13 protein-coding genes and 1 other RNA gene are annotated in these 13458 nt (G+C 36.6%); 7 read left to right on the top strand and 7 right to left on the bottom strand.

The annotated features are described in order from the left end of the window. Positions 1 to 4 precede the first annotated feature (4 nt). A complete protein-coding gene (locus MKX45_RS05030) occupies positions 5 to 586 on the bottom strand; it encodes a GNAT family N-acetyltransferase (RefSeq protein WP_340816870.1) in 582 nt (193 codons plus the stop codon). A 412-nt stretch (positions 587 to 998) separates the two neighbouring features. Here MKX45_RS05030 and MKX45_RS05025 point away from each other — a divergent pair, with 412 nt between their 5' ends. From MKX45_RS05025 to MKX45_RS04995, 7 genes are all read left to right on the top strand, one after another. Beyond that, positions 999 to 2138 carry an isochorismate synthase MenF gene (locus tag MKX45_RS05025; protein ID WP_340816869.1) on the top strand — a complete coding sequence of 380 codons (1140 nt, stop codon included), beginning with the start codon at positions 999 to 1001 and terminating at the stop codon, positions 2136 to 2138. A 53-nt stretch (positions 2139 to 2191) separates the two neighbouring features. Beyond that, positions 2192 to 3874, top strand: a complete 1683-nt coding sequence (menD, locus tag MKX45_RS05020; RefSeq protein WP_340816868.1) for a 2-succinyl-5-enolpyruvyl-6-hydroxy-3-cyclohexene-1-carboxylic-acid synthase — start codon at positions 2192 to 2194, stop codon at positions 3872 to 3874. After that, positions 3864 to 4679, top strand: a complete 816-nt coding sequence (gene menH / locus MKX45_RS05015) for a 2-succinyl-6-hydroxy-2,4-cyclohexadiene-1-carboxylate synthase (protein ID WP_058224507.1) — start codon at positions 3864 to 3866, stop codon at positions 4677 to 4679. The genes menD and menH overlap by 11 nt, the downstream gene beginning before the upstream one ends. Positions 4680 to 5065: 386 nt before the next feature. Beyond that, positions 5066 to 5908, top strand: a complete 843-nt coding sequence (menB, locus tag MKX45_RS05010) for a 1,4-dihydroxy-2-naphthoyl-CoA synthase (RefSeq protein WP_023188888.1) — start codon at positions 5066 to 5068, stop codon at positions 5906 to 5908. 126 nt (positions 5909 to 6034) lie between these two features. After that, the gene (menE, locus tag MKX45_RS05005; RefSeq protein WP_340816867.1) at positions 6035 to 7390 is read left to right on the top strand and encodes an o-succinylbenzoate--CoA ligase; all 1356 of its coding nucleotides are present in this window, start codon (positions 6035 to 6037) and stop codon (positions 7388 to 7390) included. Next, positions 7387 to 8499 (top strand): o-succinylbenzoate synthase, encoded by a 1113-nt coding sequence (gene menC, locus MKX45_RS05000; RefSeq protein ID WP_023188890.1) that lies wholly within the window; start codon positions 7387 to 7389, stop codon positions 8497 to 8499. Before menE ends, menC begins: the two co-directional genes overlap by 4 nt. Before the next feature lie 371 nt (positions 8500 to 8870). Then, positions 8871 to 9287 (top strand): PaaI family thioesterase, encoded by a 417-nt coding sequence (locus MKX45_RS04995; protein WP_023188891.1) that lies wholly within the window; start codon positions 8871 to 8873, stop codon positions 9285 to 9287. A gap of 25 nt (positions 9288 to 9312) precedes the next feature. Here the strand turns inward: MKX45_RS04995 and MKX45_RS04990 are convergent, their stop codons facing one another. From MKX45_RS04990 to MKX45_RS04965, 6 genes are all read right to left on the bottom strand, one after another. After that, on the bottom strand, positions 9313 to 9837 hold the full coding sequence (locus MKX45_RS04990; protein ID WP_025016749.1) for a hypothetical protein: 525 nt from the start codon (positions 9835 to 9837) through the stop codon (positions 9313 to 9315). 50 nt (positions 9838 to 9887) lie between these two features. Continuing rightward, positions 9888 to 9973, bottom strand: an RNA gene (ffs, locus tag MKX45_RS04985) — signal recognition particle sRNA small type. 15 nt (positions 9974 to 9988) lie between these two features. Beyond that, positions 9989 to 10456, bottom strand: coding sequence for a tRNA adenosine(34) deaminase TadA (gene tadA / locus MKX45_RS04980; RefSeq protein ID WP_003129664.1), 468 nt, complete (start codon positions 10454 to 10456; stop codon positions 9989 to 9991). Further along, entirely contained in the window at positions 10457 to 11395 is a 939-nt protein-coding gene (locus tag MKX45_RS04975) for a metallophosphoesterase (protein WP_023188894.1), read from the bottom strand. Further along, positions 11383 to 12135, bottom strand: coding sequence for an MBL fold metallo-hydrolase (locus MKX45_RS04970; protein ID WP_017864291.1), 753 nt, complete (start codon positions 12133 to 12135; stop codon positions 11383 to 11385). Before MKX45_RS04970 ends, MKX45_RS04975 begins: the two co-directional genes overlap by 13 nt. 125 nt (positions 12136 to 12260) lie before the next feature. Continuing rightward, positions 12261 to 13370 (bottom strand): vitamin B12 independent methionine synthase, encoded by a 1110-nt coding sequence (locus MKX45_RS04965; RefSeq protein ID WP_340816866.1) that lies wholly within the window; start codon positions 13368 to 13370, stop codon positions 12261 to 12263. Between the last annotated feature and the right edge of the window lie 88 nt (positions 13371 to 13458).

Here is a 13458-nt window from a genome sequence, read left to right as displayed (position 1 = left end):
AACTTCAAATTTCCCCAATCTCTGAATTTTTTTGATAAATTTCATCGTCACTTTTTCCAAGTTCATATTGTTCAAAATCTCTAATTTTTTTGCTGTATTGATTCGTCCCTTTAAATTTTTTAACTAAGTGATAGCCTGATTTAAGGGCAACTTTTTTAGACGGAACATTTTCTTTATCAATCAATAAAATCAACTTTTTAAGTCCAAATTGTTCAAAAGAAAATTCTGTCAGTACTTTTAATGCTTCTGTCAGTAACCCTTGATTCCAATAATTTTGATTTAAAACATAACCAATTTCCGCAGACTGAATTTTATCAGAAATTTTCACAAAATGAATATCTCCAATCAGCCGATGTTCAGATTTCAACTCAATTGCCCATTTCCCTAAAGGACTTTTCATATAATCGTTAGCAATTGAAAAACGTGTTTCTGAAAGTGACAGATGCGGGGCAAAAACAAATTTTAGATTTTCAGGATTACCTGAATAGTCAAACATGTCCTCAGCGTCTTTTAAATCAAAGGGACGCAAAAGCAATCGCTTTGTTTCAATAATGCTAAACTCAGCTAATTTGACATAAATATTCATGGCACTCCTTTTTGAATGTTTTCATGATTTTAATTATATCATAGTTTTTAACACTAAATTTAATCATTAAGACCTGATAAAAATACAAGCCTATCTGTAAGTGCTAAAGCGCAAACAGCTACGCTTTGACGAAGCGAGTCTTCGCAACTACATCGCTGGCATGGCAGTGAAGATACGAACAATGAGGATTATGACCGAACGAAGCGGGAACGATAATTTTCCGCTGAGTGAGTAATAAGGTATCTAGGAAGGGCACCATAGTGGCTTCTGTCTGCGCGTTCACGCTTTAGCGTGTTATAAGCAGTGATACTTATATCAGAAAGTCTATGAAAAATGAATGAAGATTTGTAATTTTAGGGCTCATTATTCCTCTACTATGCTGAGCTATGTTATAATTTTTATGGTAGAAAAAATGAATTATATAAAAATCAATTTAAAATTAAATAACCCCTTAGCTTTCTGGGCAAACTTTTCAGAAAGTGAGCGTTTTTTTTGGTTTGAACCTCAAAAAGAAACTTTTGTTATTGGCTGTGAGCGTTTGAAAGCCATTGACCTTGAACATGATAAGTTTTCTGACTATCCCTATCTCTTTCATAGTCAGACTTTTTTTGATGACATTAAAGGAGAACTTTGGGAAAATTTCGGTGGCGAAACCATTGCTTTTAAACATTATTTCGTTGTCAATAAGGAAAATTCTTACACCCTCACTTGTGATAGCCCACGAGAAATTCCTGAAATCACTATTCCAAAATTTAAGCATCAACTCACTGAAAAAGCTTCTGATTTTTCGGCTTGGCAAGAACTTTTTTATGCCATTCAAAAAAATTTTGCTGACGGAAAAAGTCGAAAAATTGTCGCTTCAAGAGAACTTGAATTTACAAGTCAAACCTCTTTTCAACTCGAAAGTATCATCCAAAATTTATTAGATAATAATCCAAATGCTTTTATTTTTGCTTATCAAAAAGGAAAAAGAATTTTCCTTGGAGCATCGCCCGAAATTTTAGTTCAAAAAGAAAATGACCAACTCCTTAGTTATGCCTTAGCTGGAACTTTTCCAAAAACAATGGAAAATGCGGGGCAAAAATTGCTGACAGACCCCAAAAATCTTTTAGAGCATGATATTGTTGTCCAAAAAATAAAAAGAAATCTGCTTGAAAAAGCTGAGACAGTAACGGTTGGAACAACCGAATTAATGGAGTTGAAAAATGTTTATCATCTTCGGACAATTTTAAGTGCTAAAAATTCTGAGCTTTCACTTATTGATTGGACAAAACAGCTTCATCCAACACCTGCTCTTGGAGGAGAGCCTCGTCATGAGGCCCTCGAATTCCTCAGAAAGCATGAAAATCATGAGCGAGGACTATATGCTGCACCTCTTGGCTTAATTGACAGCAAAGGAAATGGCACAATGATTGTCGGGATTCGTTCGGCTTTGATTGTGGACAAGAAACTTTATGCTTATGCAGGGTGTGGAATTATCCCTTCTTCCGATGCTTTAGAAGAATTTAGAGAAACCAAGGTAAAATTAAAAACCATTTTAGAAGCTTTGTAACTTTTTAAAATATTTTACGATTTTAGATTTTTAAATTAGAAATGGAGATAGTCATGACCAATGAATATTTAGCTCCCTTTGTTGATGAACTTTTCAATTTAGGGGTACGTGAAGCTGTTTTTAGTCCAGGTTCACGTTCAACGGCTTTAGCCATGCTCTTTGAGGAATACAAAAAATACGATACTTATGTCAACATTGATGAACGTTCGGCTGCTTTTTTTGCTCTGGGAATTGCTAAAGCGAAAAAACTTCCTGTTGTTTTAGTTTGTACTTCAGGTTCTGCTGCGGCTCATCATTTCCCAGCTGTCCTTGAAGCAAAAATGAGTCGAGTTCCCCTTATTATTTTAACGGCGGACAGACCGGCTGAGCTTCAATTCGTTGGAGCTCCTCAAACAGTCGACCAGACCAGATTTTTTGGAAATTTTGTTAATCATTTTGAAAATCTTGAAGCTCCACATATTCAAAAGCAGTCTCAAACAGAAAACTTTTGGACCTATCCACGTAAAGTCGCACAACGAGCTGTCTTATCAGCTATTTCCCCTCTTTCGGGTCCTGTGCAAATCAATGTTCCCTTGCGTGATCCTTTAGTTCCAGAATTAAAAAGTGAAAATTATGAAAAAGGACGTTCTAAACATGCCTTTAAATTCTATAAGGGACAAGCACAAGTAATACTTCCATTTGATGAAGCATTGCTTTCTGGAAAAACATTAATTTTAGCCGGTGCCAATTTTGACAAAGATTATTCTGAAGCACTTTTAAAACTTGCGGAACAATTAAAAGCTCCAATTTTAGCGGATCCACTTTCTAATCTGCGTAATCATAATCATCCTTTGGTCATAGACTCTTATGATGCTTTTTTAGCAAATAATGATTTAAAAACTCAATTAAAAGCGGATGCTATTCTGCTTTTTGGACAAATGCCTGTTTCTAAACGTTTGCAACAATTCGTTGCTTTCAATAACGAAGCTGAATTTATTCAAGTTGACCCTGCTCTTGATTATCGCAACCCTAGTTTGACAACGACAACGATGGTTCAGTCTGATGTTCTCCCTTTTGCTTCTTCAATTAAAAAAGTAAATTCTGATAGTTCTTATTTGGAAAAATGGCAAAATGCTCAAGAAAAAATGCGACAACTTCTTGAAAAAGTGACTTATGAAGAAAGTCCTTTTGAAGGACGTTATGTCCAAGAACTACAAAAACATTTGGAAGTACTGGATGCTCAACTTCTTGTTTCAAATAGTATGGAAATCAGAGATATTGACTATTGGTGGAAAAAAGCGGATGCCAAAGTTAGAATTCTAGGAAATCGTGGTGTGAATGGCATTGACGGGACTGAATCAACTGCACTCGGAATTGCTACAACGGGTAAACCGACAGTTTTATTGACTGGGGATTTGTCAATGCTACACGATTTAAATGGTTTAATTGTTGGTAAAACACATGAACTTAATCTAACTATTGTATTATTTAATAATGACGGTGGTGGGATTTTTCATCATTTAGCTCAAAAAGGCGTACCGAATTTTGATTATCTTTTTTCAACTCCTCATGGTTTAAATTTTGCTGGACTGGCTGAGTTGACTGGTTTAGATTATCATTTGATCAGTGGCTATGCTGATTTTGGTCAGCAATTTGAAGCTTCTCTTCATCAATCTGGCATTCATCTTTTGGAAATTAAAACGGATAAAGATTTAAGTCTTGCTTTACATCAAAAATATACAACTTATGAAAATTGATAAAAAAATAATTACTATTGATGGTTTTGATTATGCTGTCCGTATTTGGGGGACTGGAGAGGTCCTATTTGCACTGCATGGTTTTTCTGAAAGTTCTAATACCTGGCGAAATCTTCATTTGGCCGGCTACAAAATTGTTGCTATCGATTTGTTAGGTCACGGTTCATCAGCAAAACCAAAGGAACTTGCCCCTTATAAACTTGAGGCGATTTTGAAAAATCTGCACTTGCTATTTGCGCAATTTACTGACGGAAATACTTTTTCACTTCTTGGTTATTCAATGGGCGGACGATTGGCGCTTCGTTATTGCCTTGCTTATCCGTCAGCTCCTGTTAAATATTTAATTTTAGAGTCAACTGGTCCTGGGCTTTTATCTAGTGAAGACCGCAAAAAAAGACGACTGGCTGACGAAGAATTAGGACAGAAGATTTTGTTAAATGGGTCTGCTTGGTTTGCTGACTTTTGGGCTAATATTTCACTTTTTGAATCACAAAAAAAGCTGTCAGTAAAAATTCAACAGGAAATTTGGGAAAGCCGTGCAAGCAATTCACCCTTAGCTCTTGCCCAAACTTTGAATGGAACAGGTCAAGGCCAGCTTTTCTATGTTGGCGATAAAATTTCTTTAATAAAATCCAACATTCTCTATTTATCTGGTGATTTAGACGAAAAATATTCAAAAATTGCTAAAGAAATTTTTGCTCCAAATCCGAATGTCACTTGGATTTCTGTTGCTGCTTCTGGTCATAATATTCATCTAGAAAATCCGGTCACCTATCAAAAAATACTAGAGGAATTTTTACCTTAGTCAAAATGCTTTATGATATAATTGAAAAGTAATGACTATATCACTTCTGTCAGTAAAACTGATGAATTAGTTTTACTGACAGAAATAAATACAATAAAAGTATTTTTTCTAAGTGGACTTATGAAGGTTAATGAAAATAATAGAATTTCATAACTTCTAAACACTCAACGACAATCTGACATCAAAAATATCAGTTTGTTGCTGACCCTGAAGTCTAAGCGCTAAAGTGTAAAGACCCTAGGGCCCCTCACATCTTAATTTTAATTGAGTTCGGACTCGCAGAAGTTGATGAAAATAGATAAAATGGAACTTGGGCTATGCCCAGAACCGCATTTTTCTAATTTCCACAACTTCTAGCGCTCGTCCTCACATCTTAAAGGAGAATCATGTCAAAATTTAACTGGGTTGCTCTCAACCGTAACTACGAAGATATTATTTATGAAACTTACAATGGGATTGCCAAAATCACGATCAATCGTCCTGAAGTCCGCAATGCTTTCCGTCCCAAAACTGTCGTTGAAATGATTGATGCTTTTAGTGTCGCTCGTGATGATACCAATGTCGGCGTGATTATTTTGACTGGTGCAAATCATGGAAAAGGTGAAGATAAAGAAGCCTTTTGTTCTGGTGGTGACCAAAAAGTACGTGGAAATGGTGGATATGTTGGTGAAGACCAAATTCCTCGTTTGAACGTTTTAGATTTGCAACATTTGATTCGGATTACACCAAAACCTGTCATTGCCATGGTGAATGGTTTTGCCATTGGTGGAGGTCACGTGTTACATATCGTTTGTGATTTGACTATCGCTTCTGAAAACGCAAAATTTGGGCAAACTGGTCCGCGTGTTGGTTCTTTTGATGCTGGTTATGGTGCTGGTTTACTTGCCGCTATGGTTGGGCAAAAGAAAGCACGTGAAATATGGTTCCTCTGCCGTCAATATACTGCCCAAGAAGCAATGGACATGGGAATGGTTAATACTGTTGTTCCATTTGACCGTCTGGAAGAAGAAACCGTTCAATGGGCCCAAGAAATGCTTGCCCTCTCACCAATGGCGCTTCGTATGCTCAAAGGTTCAATGAATGCTGCAACTGACGGACTTGCTGGACTGCAACAATTTGCAGGAGATGCAACACTTATGTTCTATACTACGGATGAAGCCAAAGAAGGACGCGATGCTTTCAAAGAAAAACGCAAACCTGATTTTGACCAATTTCCAAAATTCCCATAAAAATTTCCAAAATTGCTGACAAAGCGTCTTTTTGACGCTTTTTGTGATTTAAAAGTTACTGACAGGATTTCTGTCAGTAAAAAATACACAGAAAGGAGAAAATCGAGTTCGCTCACATCTTAAAATATGAAATGGTTAAAAAAACAGGCGGAACTTTATCCTCAAAAACAATTTTTAAATGACTATACTTTTGCCCAAATCAATCAGGAAGTCAATAAGATGGCTGAACATTTGGCTCCTCTTATTGACAATCAATCACGGGTTGCGCTCCTTTCAGAAAACTCTGTTGAAATGGCAGTCGTTTTGTTTGCCTTGCTCGGTTTGTCAAAAGAAGTTCTTCTATTAAATACACACTTGACCGAATATGAACTAGCTGACCAAATCAAGGAACTCGAGATTGAGACAGTCTTCACATCGGATTCACTGACAGAAAAAATTACTGACAGCATTTCTTTTTCAGAAATTTGGACTAGTAACCCTTGCCCTGTAAGTCTGTCAGCAGATTTTTCTGATGAAAAAATTGCGGTCATCATGAACACTTCCGCTACTACCGGAAAATTTAAATCTGTCCCTATTACTTGGGGCATGATTTCAAATCACGTCAAAGCCTCAAAGGAAACGCTTGGCGCTTATGACAATGATAATTGGCTTGTCATCTTACCCATGTTTCATGTCTCTGGGCTTTCCATTATTATGCGTACTTTATATAATGTAACATCAGCGACCGTTGTTGATAAATTTGATGAAAACCAACTTCTTGAAATGATCAATTCTGGGAAAATCAACATGGTTTCACTCGTCCCAACCCTCCTTACAAGAATTGCTGACAAATTGCATAGCAATAACTTACGTTTAATTCTACTTGGTGGTGAATTTATTCCCCAACCATTAATCAAAAAATGCCAAGAATTAGGGCTTCCTATTTACAAAACTTATGGAATGACTGAAAGTTTTTCACAATCTGTCACTTTTAATATTTTAGATTTCCCTGATAAAACAAGCTCTGTCGGGCGGCCTTTACCAGGTGTTGAAATTGAGATTCGTCAAGCTGACCTTGCTGGCGTTGGTGAAATTTGGTTAAAATCTCCGATGTTGATGAAAGCTTACCTAGGCCAAAAGCCTTACGGCACAGCTTTTGAAACAGGCGATATTGGTTATCTTGACGCGGACGGTTTTCTCTATCTGCTCAATCGCAGAAAAGATATCATTATTTCTGGCGGTGAAAATATTTACCCCAAAGAAATCGAAGATTTAGTTTATTCTCTTCCTGAAATCAAGGAATGTGCACTTGTTGCTAAGCCAGATGCCAAGTGGGGACAAGTGCCAATTCTCTTCGTTTCAGGCAATATTTCCCAAGAAAAATTAGAAAACTTTCTCACTGAAAAACTGGCAAAATACAAACGACCACAATCCATCACTTTCATGGATGAATTGCCCAAAAATGCTTCTGGAAAAATCTTGAGAAAAGAGCTTAAAGGATGATAATTGAAAAAATTACAATGTTTCATGTTCAACTCCCTATGAAATTTAATTTTAAGACCGCCAAAGGTTCCTTAAATCTCCGAGATACAATTATTATAAAAGTTGAAAGTCCTAACGGACTTTCGGGATTTGGTGAAGTTGTTGCTTTCACGACTCCTTTTTATACTTCAGAAACTTTTGCTGATTCTTGGAAAATCTTGGAAGAAACTTACCTGCCAGAAATTTTGCAAAAAGAATTCTCACACCCTTTTGAAATACATGAATTTTTTAGAAATCCCTTACCAATGGCACTGGCCGGACTAGAAAATGCACTTCTAGATTTGTATTTTAAAGAAAGAAATAAAAATTTGATTGCTGGTCTTTTCCAAGAAAAATTAGCTGATAAAATCCCACGTGGTGCGGTGCTTGGACAAATGTCTGACGAGCAAACCATTAAGGAAATTGGCCAACTTATTAACAGTGGCGTCAAAAGAATTAAATTAAAAATTAGTCCACAAATTGGGACTGACTTGATTAAAAAGCTGGTAAAAAGATATCCACAAATTACATTTGCTCTTGATGCCAATCGAAGTTTTCAACTGACAGACTGGCCAGTCATCAAAGAGCTAGACGAACTTGGTCTGGCTTGTATCGAAGAACCTTTTGATATCAAAGATTTATCCGAATTAAAATTACTGACAGAAAACTTCTTAACACCAATTTGCTTTGACGAATCCGTTCAAGATTTAGAAAGTCTAAAAATACTGACAGAACTTCCTTTTCAAACGATGCTCAATGTAAAAATAGGTCGTTTAGGTGGACTTTATCAAACGCAAAAAGCTATCGAATTTTGCAGACAGCATCAGATTGGCTTTTGGATTGGCAGTATGGTTGAGTCTGGTATCTCAAAAATACTCCATGTCCAACTCGCTGCGCTTTCTGGAAATGCTATGGCCGGTGATTTATCCGATTCTAAGCATTATTTTGACATAGACCTCATTCAACCAGAAATTGCATTTCCAAACGGTTGGATGACCGTCCCGACTGGAATTGGTATCGGTCTGTCAGTTAATGAAACGCTACTCAAAGGTTATACTGTAAATAAATTAATTATGACCTACTTTAGATGAACGAAAAAGAAAAAAACTGGAACCTCTACTTACAGGTGAATTTTACTTCGCAAATTTCATCCACAACCTTGAAGCTCTGCTTCAAGCAGAACCACTTTTTTCCTACATCCGCTCCGTTGTCTCTTTTGGCAATGTCGCTAGCTACGTTATCGGTTCCAGCTAAGTACTGTTCTTCGCTACGCTCGAATGTCCATGCTAAAGCGCAACGAGAATCGCAAGTACTTGCTGGCAGGGCAAGCGTCAGCCAAAAAGGCATTTTTCATCATTTCAAGACAGTCAGCGACAAACTTGCTTGTCGCTGTCCCCGAAGCTCGTGCACTAAAGTGCTAAGGCCCTAGGGCGGTCTCACATCTTATTAAGGAGATTTTCCAATGAACATGATTGACCAACTCAATATCACAGATTTTCAAGTTTTTACTGACGAGAATTCTGACAAGTTTGTCAGTAAAATTTATAAATTCTCAAGTAAAATGATTCTCAGCGATTTTCATGCTCAACCACAAGGCTTTTTAAATGGAGGTGCAAGTCTTGCTCTCGCTGAAATCACAGCTGGTATGGCAAGTAATGCAATCGGCTCCGGTCAATACTTTGCCTTTGGTCAAAGCATTAACGCCAACCATCTCAATCCAAAAAAATGCGAAGGTTTCGTAAATGCCCGCGGTCTTCTCCTCAAAAATGGCAAACGCAACCATGTCTGGGAAATCAAAATCACTGACGAAAATGAAACGCTCATTTCTCAAATCACAGTGGTCAATGCTTTGGTACCACAAAAAAACTCTGACAAATAGTCAGAGTTTTTTTAGACGGCGTAAGTTAACCATTTTCTCTTATAAAATAAACCTCAAATTCATCAGCAACCTTATCACTTCCTGAAGGAAGAATTCTCGTTTTTACTTTATTTTTATTAATAACTTTATAACGGAAAAAAGCTTCTTCTCCTCTTTTATTAATATTTATTTTCACTGGTCGAAAACCATCTTTGTCGAGTTCATTCAATGGGCGATAAACAGAATTTTCTCTTACAAATTCCCCATCAATATTCCCTCGACCATTTTTCAATTCTCTAAATATTAACTCCACTTGTTCTTTACCATATTTAAAATGAGACTCATTATCCAAATTGGCTCGATAAAATTGTACCTTGAGCTCTTTAGACATTGGTAATCTTACATCTGAAATCCAAGCGCCATGCAAAAAATGAATTGAATCTTTTTTATTTTTCTTCTCATTTTGACTTTTAGTCAAACTCTGACAAGATTTAAAAATTACTAAAGGAATCAAAATTACCACTAAAACTAAAATTACCCATTTCATATTTTTCCAATTTTCATTTTTCATAAACTCCTCCTTTGTCATCTTTATAATGATACTTTACCATAAATAAGGATACAAAAAAAGAGCACATAAGCTCCATACTTAGTGCTGCTACCGTCAGGTCCTGACACGCTTCGTAAGAAACTTATTGCTCCGAAAACTATTATAACACAATTTATTTTTTTCGTCTATTTTTAAAGAAATCTTGCATGATTTTTGCACACTCGTCTTCTAAAATCCCCGATTCTACTTGGACTCGATGGTTCAGTCGCTTGTCTTCTAAAATCTGATAAAGACTGACCGTTCCTCCAAATTTAGGATTTGTCGCTCCAAAGTAAACTTGTGGAATCCGCGCTAACCCAATTGCTCCGGCACACATGACACAAGGTTCAATGGTGACAAAGAGGGCGCAATCAAGAAGTCTCCAATTTCCCACTGCCTGATTTGCCGCTTCAATCGCGCAAACTTCAGCATGATGTGTCGCCCGACCATCAAGCTCTCGCCTATTGAAATCACGCGCAATAATTTCGCCGTCTTTGACGATGACAACTCCAATCGGAACTTCCTCATTTTCAGCTGCTTTCTGCGCTTCTTTGAGTGCTTCCTTCATAAAAAATTCTTTTTCTTCTTCTGTAAAATTCATTTATCCTAAAAATTTCTCTTGTTCAAGACAATATATTTTGACTGGAACTGCTTCAAATTGTTCTAATGTCCCATTGACAACTGTATTATCTAAACAAATATAGTTTCGATGTTTCCCAAATAAAAAACCACTCACATGACCAACAAAGACCTGAACATCAGTGTTTGGTACACCCACAGCTTTAGCAACACTATTTCGCCGTTCAAAAGAATCACCTGGCAAATGTTCCCAAAACAAATCTTTTGTCTTCTCTTTTTCATAAGAAAGGCACATTTTTGCACTATGAGAGAGTACCACCCACTTATTTCCAATTTTTTCAATCAACTGTTCTGGCTGACCAAAGTTATTTTTCATTTCTGTCAGTAAAAATTGTCTGTCAGTAACTGACAACTTTTTCCAGTTTTCAATTGAATACTGCCAGCCATTTGGTGGAGCCCCTTCATAAATATAAATCGTTCCAATTGCATTTGAAAGTTGCTCTTCATCCGTTTTACCGTCACTTGCAAGCTCTGACCACATTTGCTCATGATTTCCCATCATGACTGTCACATGATAACCAGCATCTGGCAAAGTTTTCAACAAATAAAGTAAAGCATCAAAGCCAAAACGGCCATGATCAATGCTATCTCCCAAGACAAAAAGCCGGTCATTTTTACTAAAATGAATCTCTGTCAGCGTTTTTTTCAAGCCAGATAAGCGTCCATGAATGTCAGAAACAAATAAATTACGCTGATAGTGCTTATCATCACTGACAAACCTCGTTTTAGAACTGTCAGCACTTTTTTTAACCAATTGTTCAATCTGACTTTTCGTTTTTGGTGGATTGTAATTAAGCACACAATTTTGGATACTGACAAAACCAAAGAAAATTCCTGTCAGTAAAATGATAAATGAAATGAGGAAAATTAGCTTTTTAAAAGGGCTTATCAAAGTTGCCATTTTTTATGCGGAACTGCTAAATCAGTAATGACAGCATCCCCTGCTGCTTCTTTTGCTTCTGTCAGTAAAATATCCAAATCACCAAATTGTGGCAGATGAGTCAAAATTAATTTTTTAACCTTTGCATCCTTAGCAATTTGACCGGCTTCAATTGATGATAAGTGATTAGGCATTTTTGCTTTATCTTTAAAGAAATAAACATCAGCAAGAAGAAGGTCAGCCTCTTTGGCAAAGTCAGTCAATTCATCAAAATAACCCGTATCTCCAGTATAAATCAAAACTTGTCCCGTTCTGCGTTCAACAATGCGCATGGCATAATTCACCACAGGATGAACTGTTTTTAGAAAAGTAATATCAAAAGGACCAACTTTTGTTCCATTTTCGACATCATAAAGATGACCTTCCGAAACCTTATCCAAAGTTAATTTAGAAAATTCATATTCATTTTCCCCATGGCCATAAATAGGCAACATCATTCCATCCCAACCATCTTGACCCAATGGATAAAGCTGACGATATTGGCGAAGAGCACCCAAATCTGCAATATGGTCTTCATGATAATGACTCAAAATAACTGCATCAAGTTGAGTTGGTTGCAATTCATGTTCAAGTTCTGTCACCGCGCGTGAACCACAATCTAAAAGCATGTTAAAGCCTGATTCTGATTGTAAAAGATAAGAGGTTGTTCCGGCATCGCGCGTAGGATATCCGCCCCAAACACCTAGTGCTGTTAATTTCATATTTTTTTCTCGCTTTCTTTATTTTTTGCTTAAGTCTATTATAACAAAGCAAAGCTAATTTAGCTTATGCGCCATTTAATCTTTACTGACAAACAAAAAAAGTGGTAGAATCCACCACTTTTACTTTATTTCCAAATTTTATCCACAATCTTTTTAATATGTGCTAATTTAGCCCATTCTTCTTCCTCAGTCAAATCGTTTCCTTCTTCTGTAGAAGCAAATCCACATTGTGTTGAAAGTGCCAAATTTTCAAGTGGAATCGATTCAAGCGCCTCGTCTAAGCGAGCTTTAATGTCTTCATACTTTTCAAGTTCTGGATGTTTAGAAGTGAAAAGTCCTAACACAAGCAAGACATCTTTTCTTTGATTCCAAATTTCTGCTAAGGGAGCAAAAGAACCTGAGCGAGCATCATCGTATTCTAAAAAGAAAGTATCATAATTAAGCTGACCTAAGTATTTTGCCACAGGCTCATAAGAACCCTCAAATAAATAAGTTGATTTGAAATTTCCTCGACAAATATGAGTTGAAACTCTCAAGTCCTCAGGCAAATCCTTCAAGAGCTTATTAACAAGATAGACAATGTCTTCACACATCTTAACATATTTTTCATGGTTTTCTGGATCATCTATTAATCTGGCAATAAGATAAGCCCAAGTCGTATCGTCCAGTTGAATATAACGCGCACCCAATTCATAAAAATGGAGCAAAGTTTCATGATAAGCTTGAGCCAAATCATCTAAGAATTCTTCCCAACTTCCATAAAATTCTGGCCAACGGTCTGAACGACCATCACGATTAGGAATTAACGAAGGTGAAGGAATAGTAACTTTAGGTTCAACTCCTTCTGGTAAAAGACTTTTTAAATAGTTAAAATCCGCAAAAAAGGGATGTTCTGGGTTAAAAGCTACTTTACCAGTCAATTCAATATTAGTTGTCCTTGTTTTTGCACCATGGAATTTATAAGAATCCTCTTGTTCATAAGTCCCAACTCCATTAAGCCCCCAGAGGAAATCTAAGTGCCACCACGAACGATTAAATTCTCCATCTGTCACCGCTTTAAGGCCAACGTTCACTTCTTCTTTCACTAATCTCTTAATTTCAGATTCTTGAATTTTTTTAAAGTCACTTAATGGAAGTTGCCCTTCTGAATAAGCGAAACGTGCTTCTTTTAAAGTTTGGGGACGGAGAAAACTTCCAACGTGGTCAAAATGATAATGCTTATAAGTTTTTGTCATGAAATTACCTAGATTCTATTAGTTTAACTCATTCCATTGTAGCAAAGCGTCATTTCTTTGGTCTTAGAAATTTTTAATGACATGATGT

The organism is Lactococcus sp. FSL W8-0209, from assembly GCF_038006585.1.
GTDB lineage: Bacteria > Bacillota > Bacilli > Lactobacillales > Streptococcaceae > Lactococcus > Lactococcus lactis.
The sequence above is the reverse complement of the archived record's forward strand: the minus strand, read 5'-3'. Positions and strand labels throughout refer to the sequence as shown.

What these genes read in the sequence shown, in the direction of transcription:
- MKX45_RS04990 (WP_025016749.1), bottom strand. Translation starts at nt 9,837, where the DNA reads ATGAAAAATGAAAATTGGAAAAATATGAAATGGGTAATTTTAGTTTTA.
- menC (WP_023188890.1), top strand. Translation starts at nt 7,387, where the DNA reads ATGATAATTGAAAAAATTACAATGTTTCATGTTCAACTCCCTATGAAA.
- tadA (WP_003129664.1), bottom strand. Translation starts at nt 10,456, where the DNA reads ATGAATTTTACAGAAGAAGAAAAAGAATTTTTTATGAAGGAAGCACTC.
- MKX45_RS04965 (WP_340816866.1), bottom strand. Translation starts at nt 13,370, where the DNA reads ATGACAAAAACTTATAAGCATTATCATTTTGACCACGTTGGAAGTTTT.
- MKX45_RS04970 (WP_017864291.1), bottom strand. Translation starts at nt 12,135, where the DNA reads ATGAAATTAACAGCACTAGGTGTTTGGGGCGGATATCCTACGCGCGAT.
- MKX45_RS05030 (WP_340816870.1), bottom strand. Translation starts at nt 586, where the DNA reads ATGAATATTTATGTCAAATTAGCTGAGTTTAGCATTATTGAAACAAAG.
- menE (WP_340816867.1), top strand. Translation starts at nt 6,035, where the DNA reads ATGAAATGGTTAAAAAAACAGGCGGAACTTTATCCTCAAAAACAATTT.
- MKX45_RS04975 (WP_023188894.1), bottom strand. Translation starts at nt 11,395, where the DNA reads ATGGCAACTTTGATAAGCCCTTTTAAAAAGCTAATTTTCCTCATTTCA.
- MKX45_RS04995 (WP_023188891.1), top strand. Translation starts at nt 8,871, where the DNA reads ATGAACATGATTGACCAACTCAATATCACAGATTTTCAAGTTTTTACT.
- menH (WP_058224507.1), top strand. Translation starts at nt 3,864, where the DNA reads ATGAAAATTGATAAAAAAATAATTACTATTGATGGTTTTGATTATGCT.
- menD (WP_340816868.1), top strand. Translation starts at nt 2,192, where the DNA reads ATGACCAATGAATATTTAGCTCCCTTTGTTGATGAACTTTTCAATTTA.
- MKX45_RS05025 (WP_340816869.1), top strand. Translation starts at nt 999, where the DNA reads ATGAATTATATAAAAATCAATTTAAAATTAAATAACCCCTTAGCTTTC.
- menB (WP_023188888.1), top strand. Translation starts at nt 5,066, where the DNA reads ATGTCAAAATTTAACTGGGTTGCTCTCAACCGTAACTACGAAGATATT.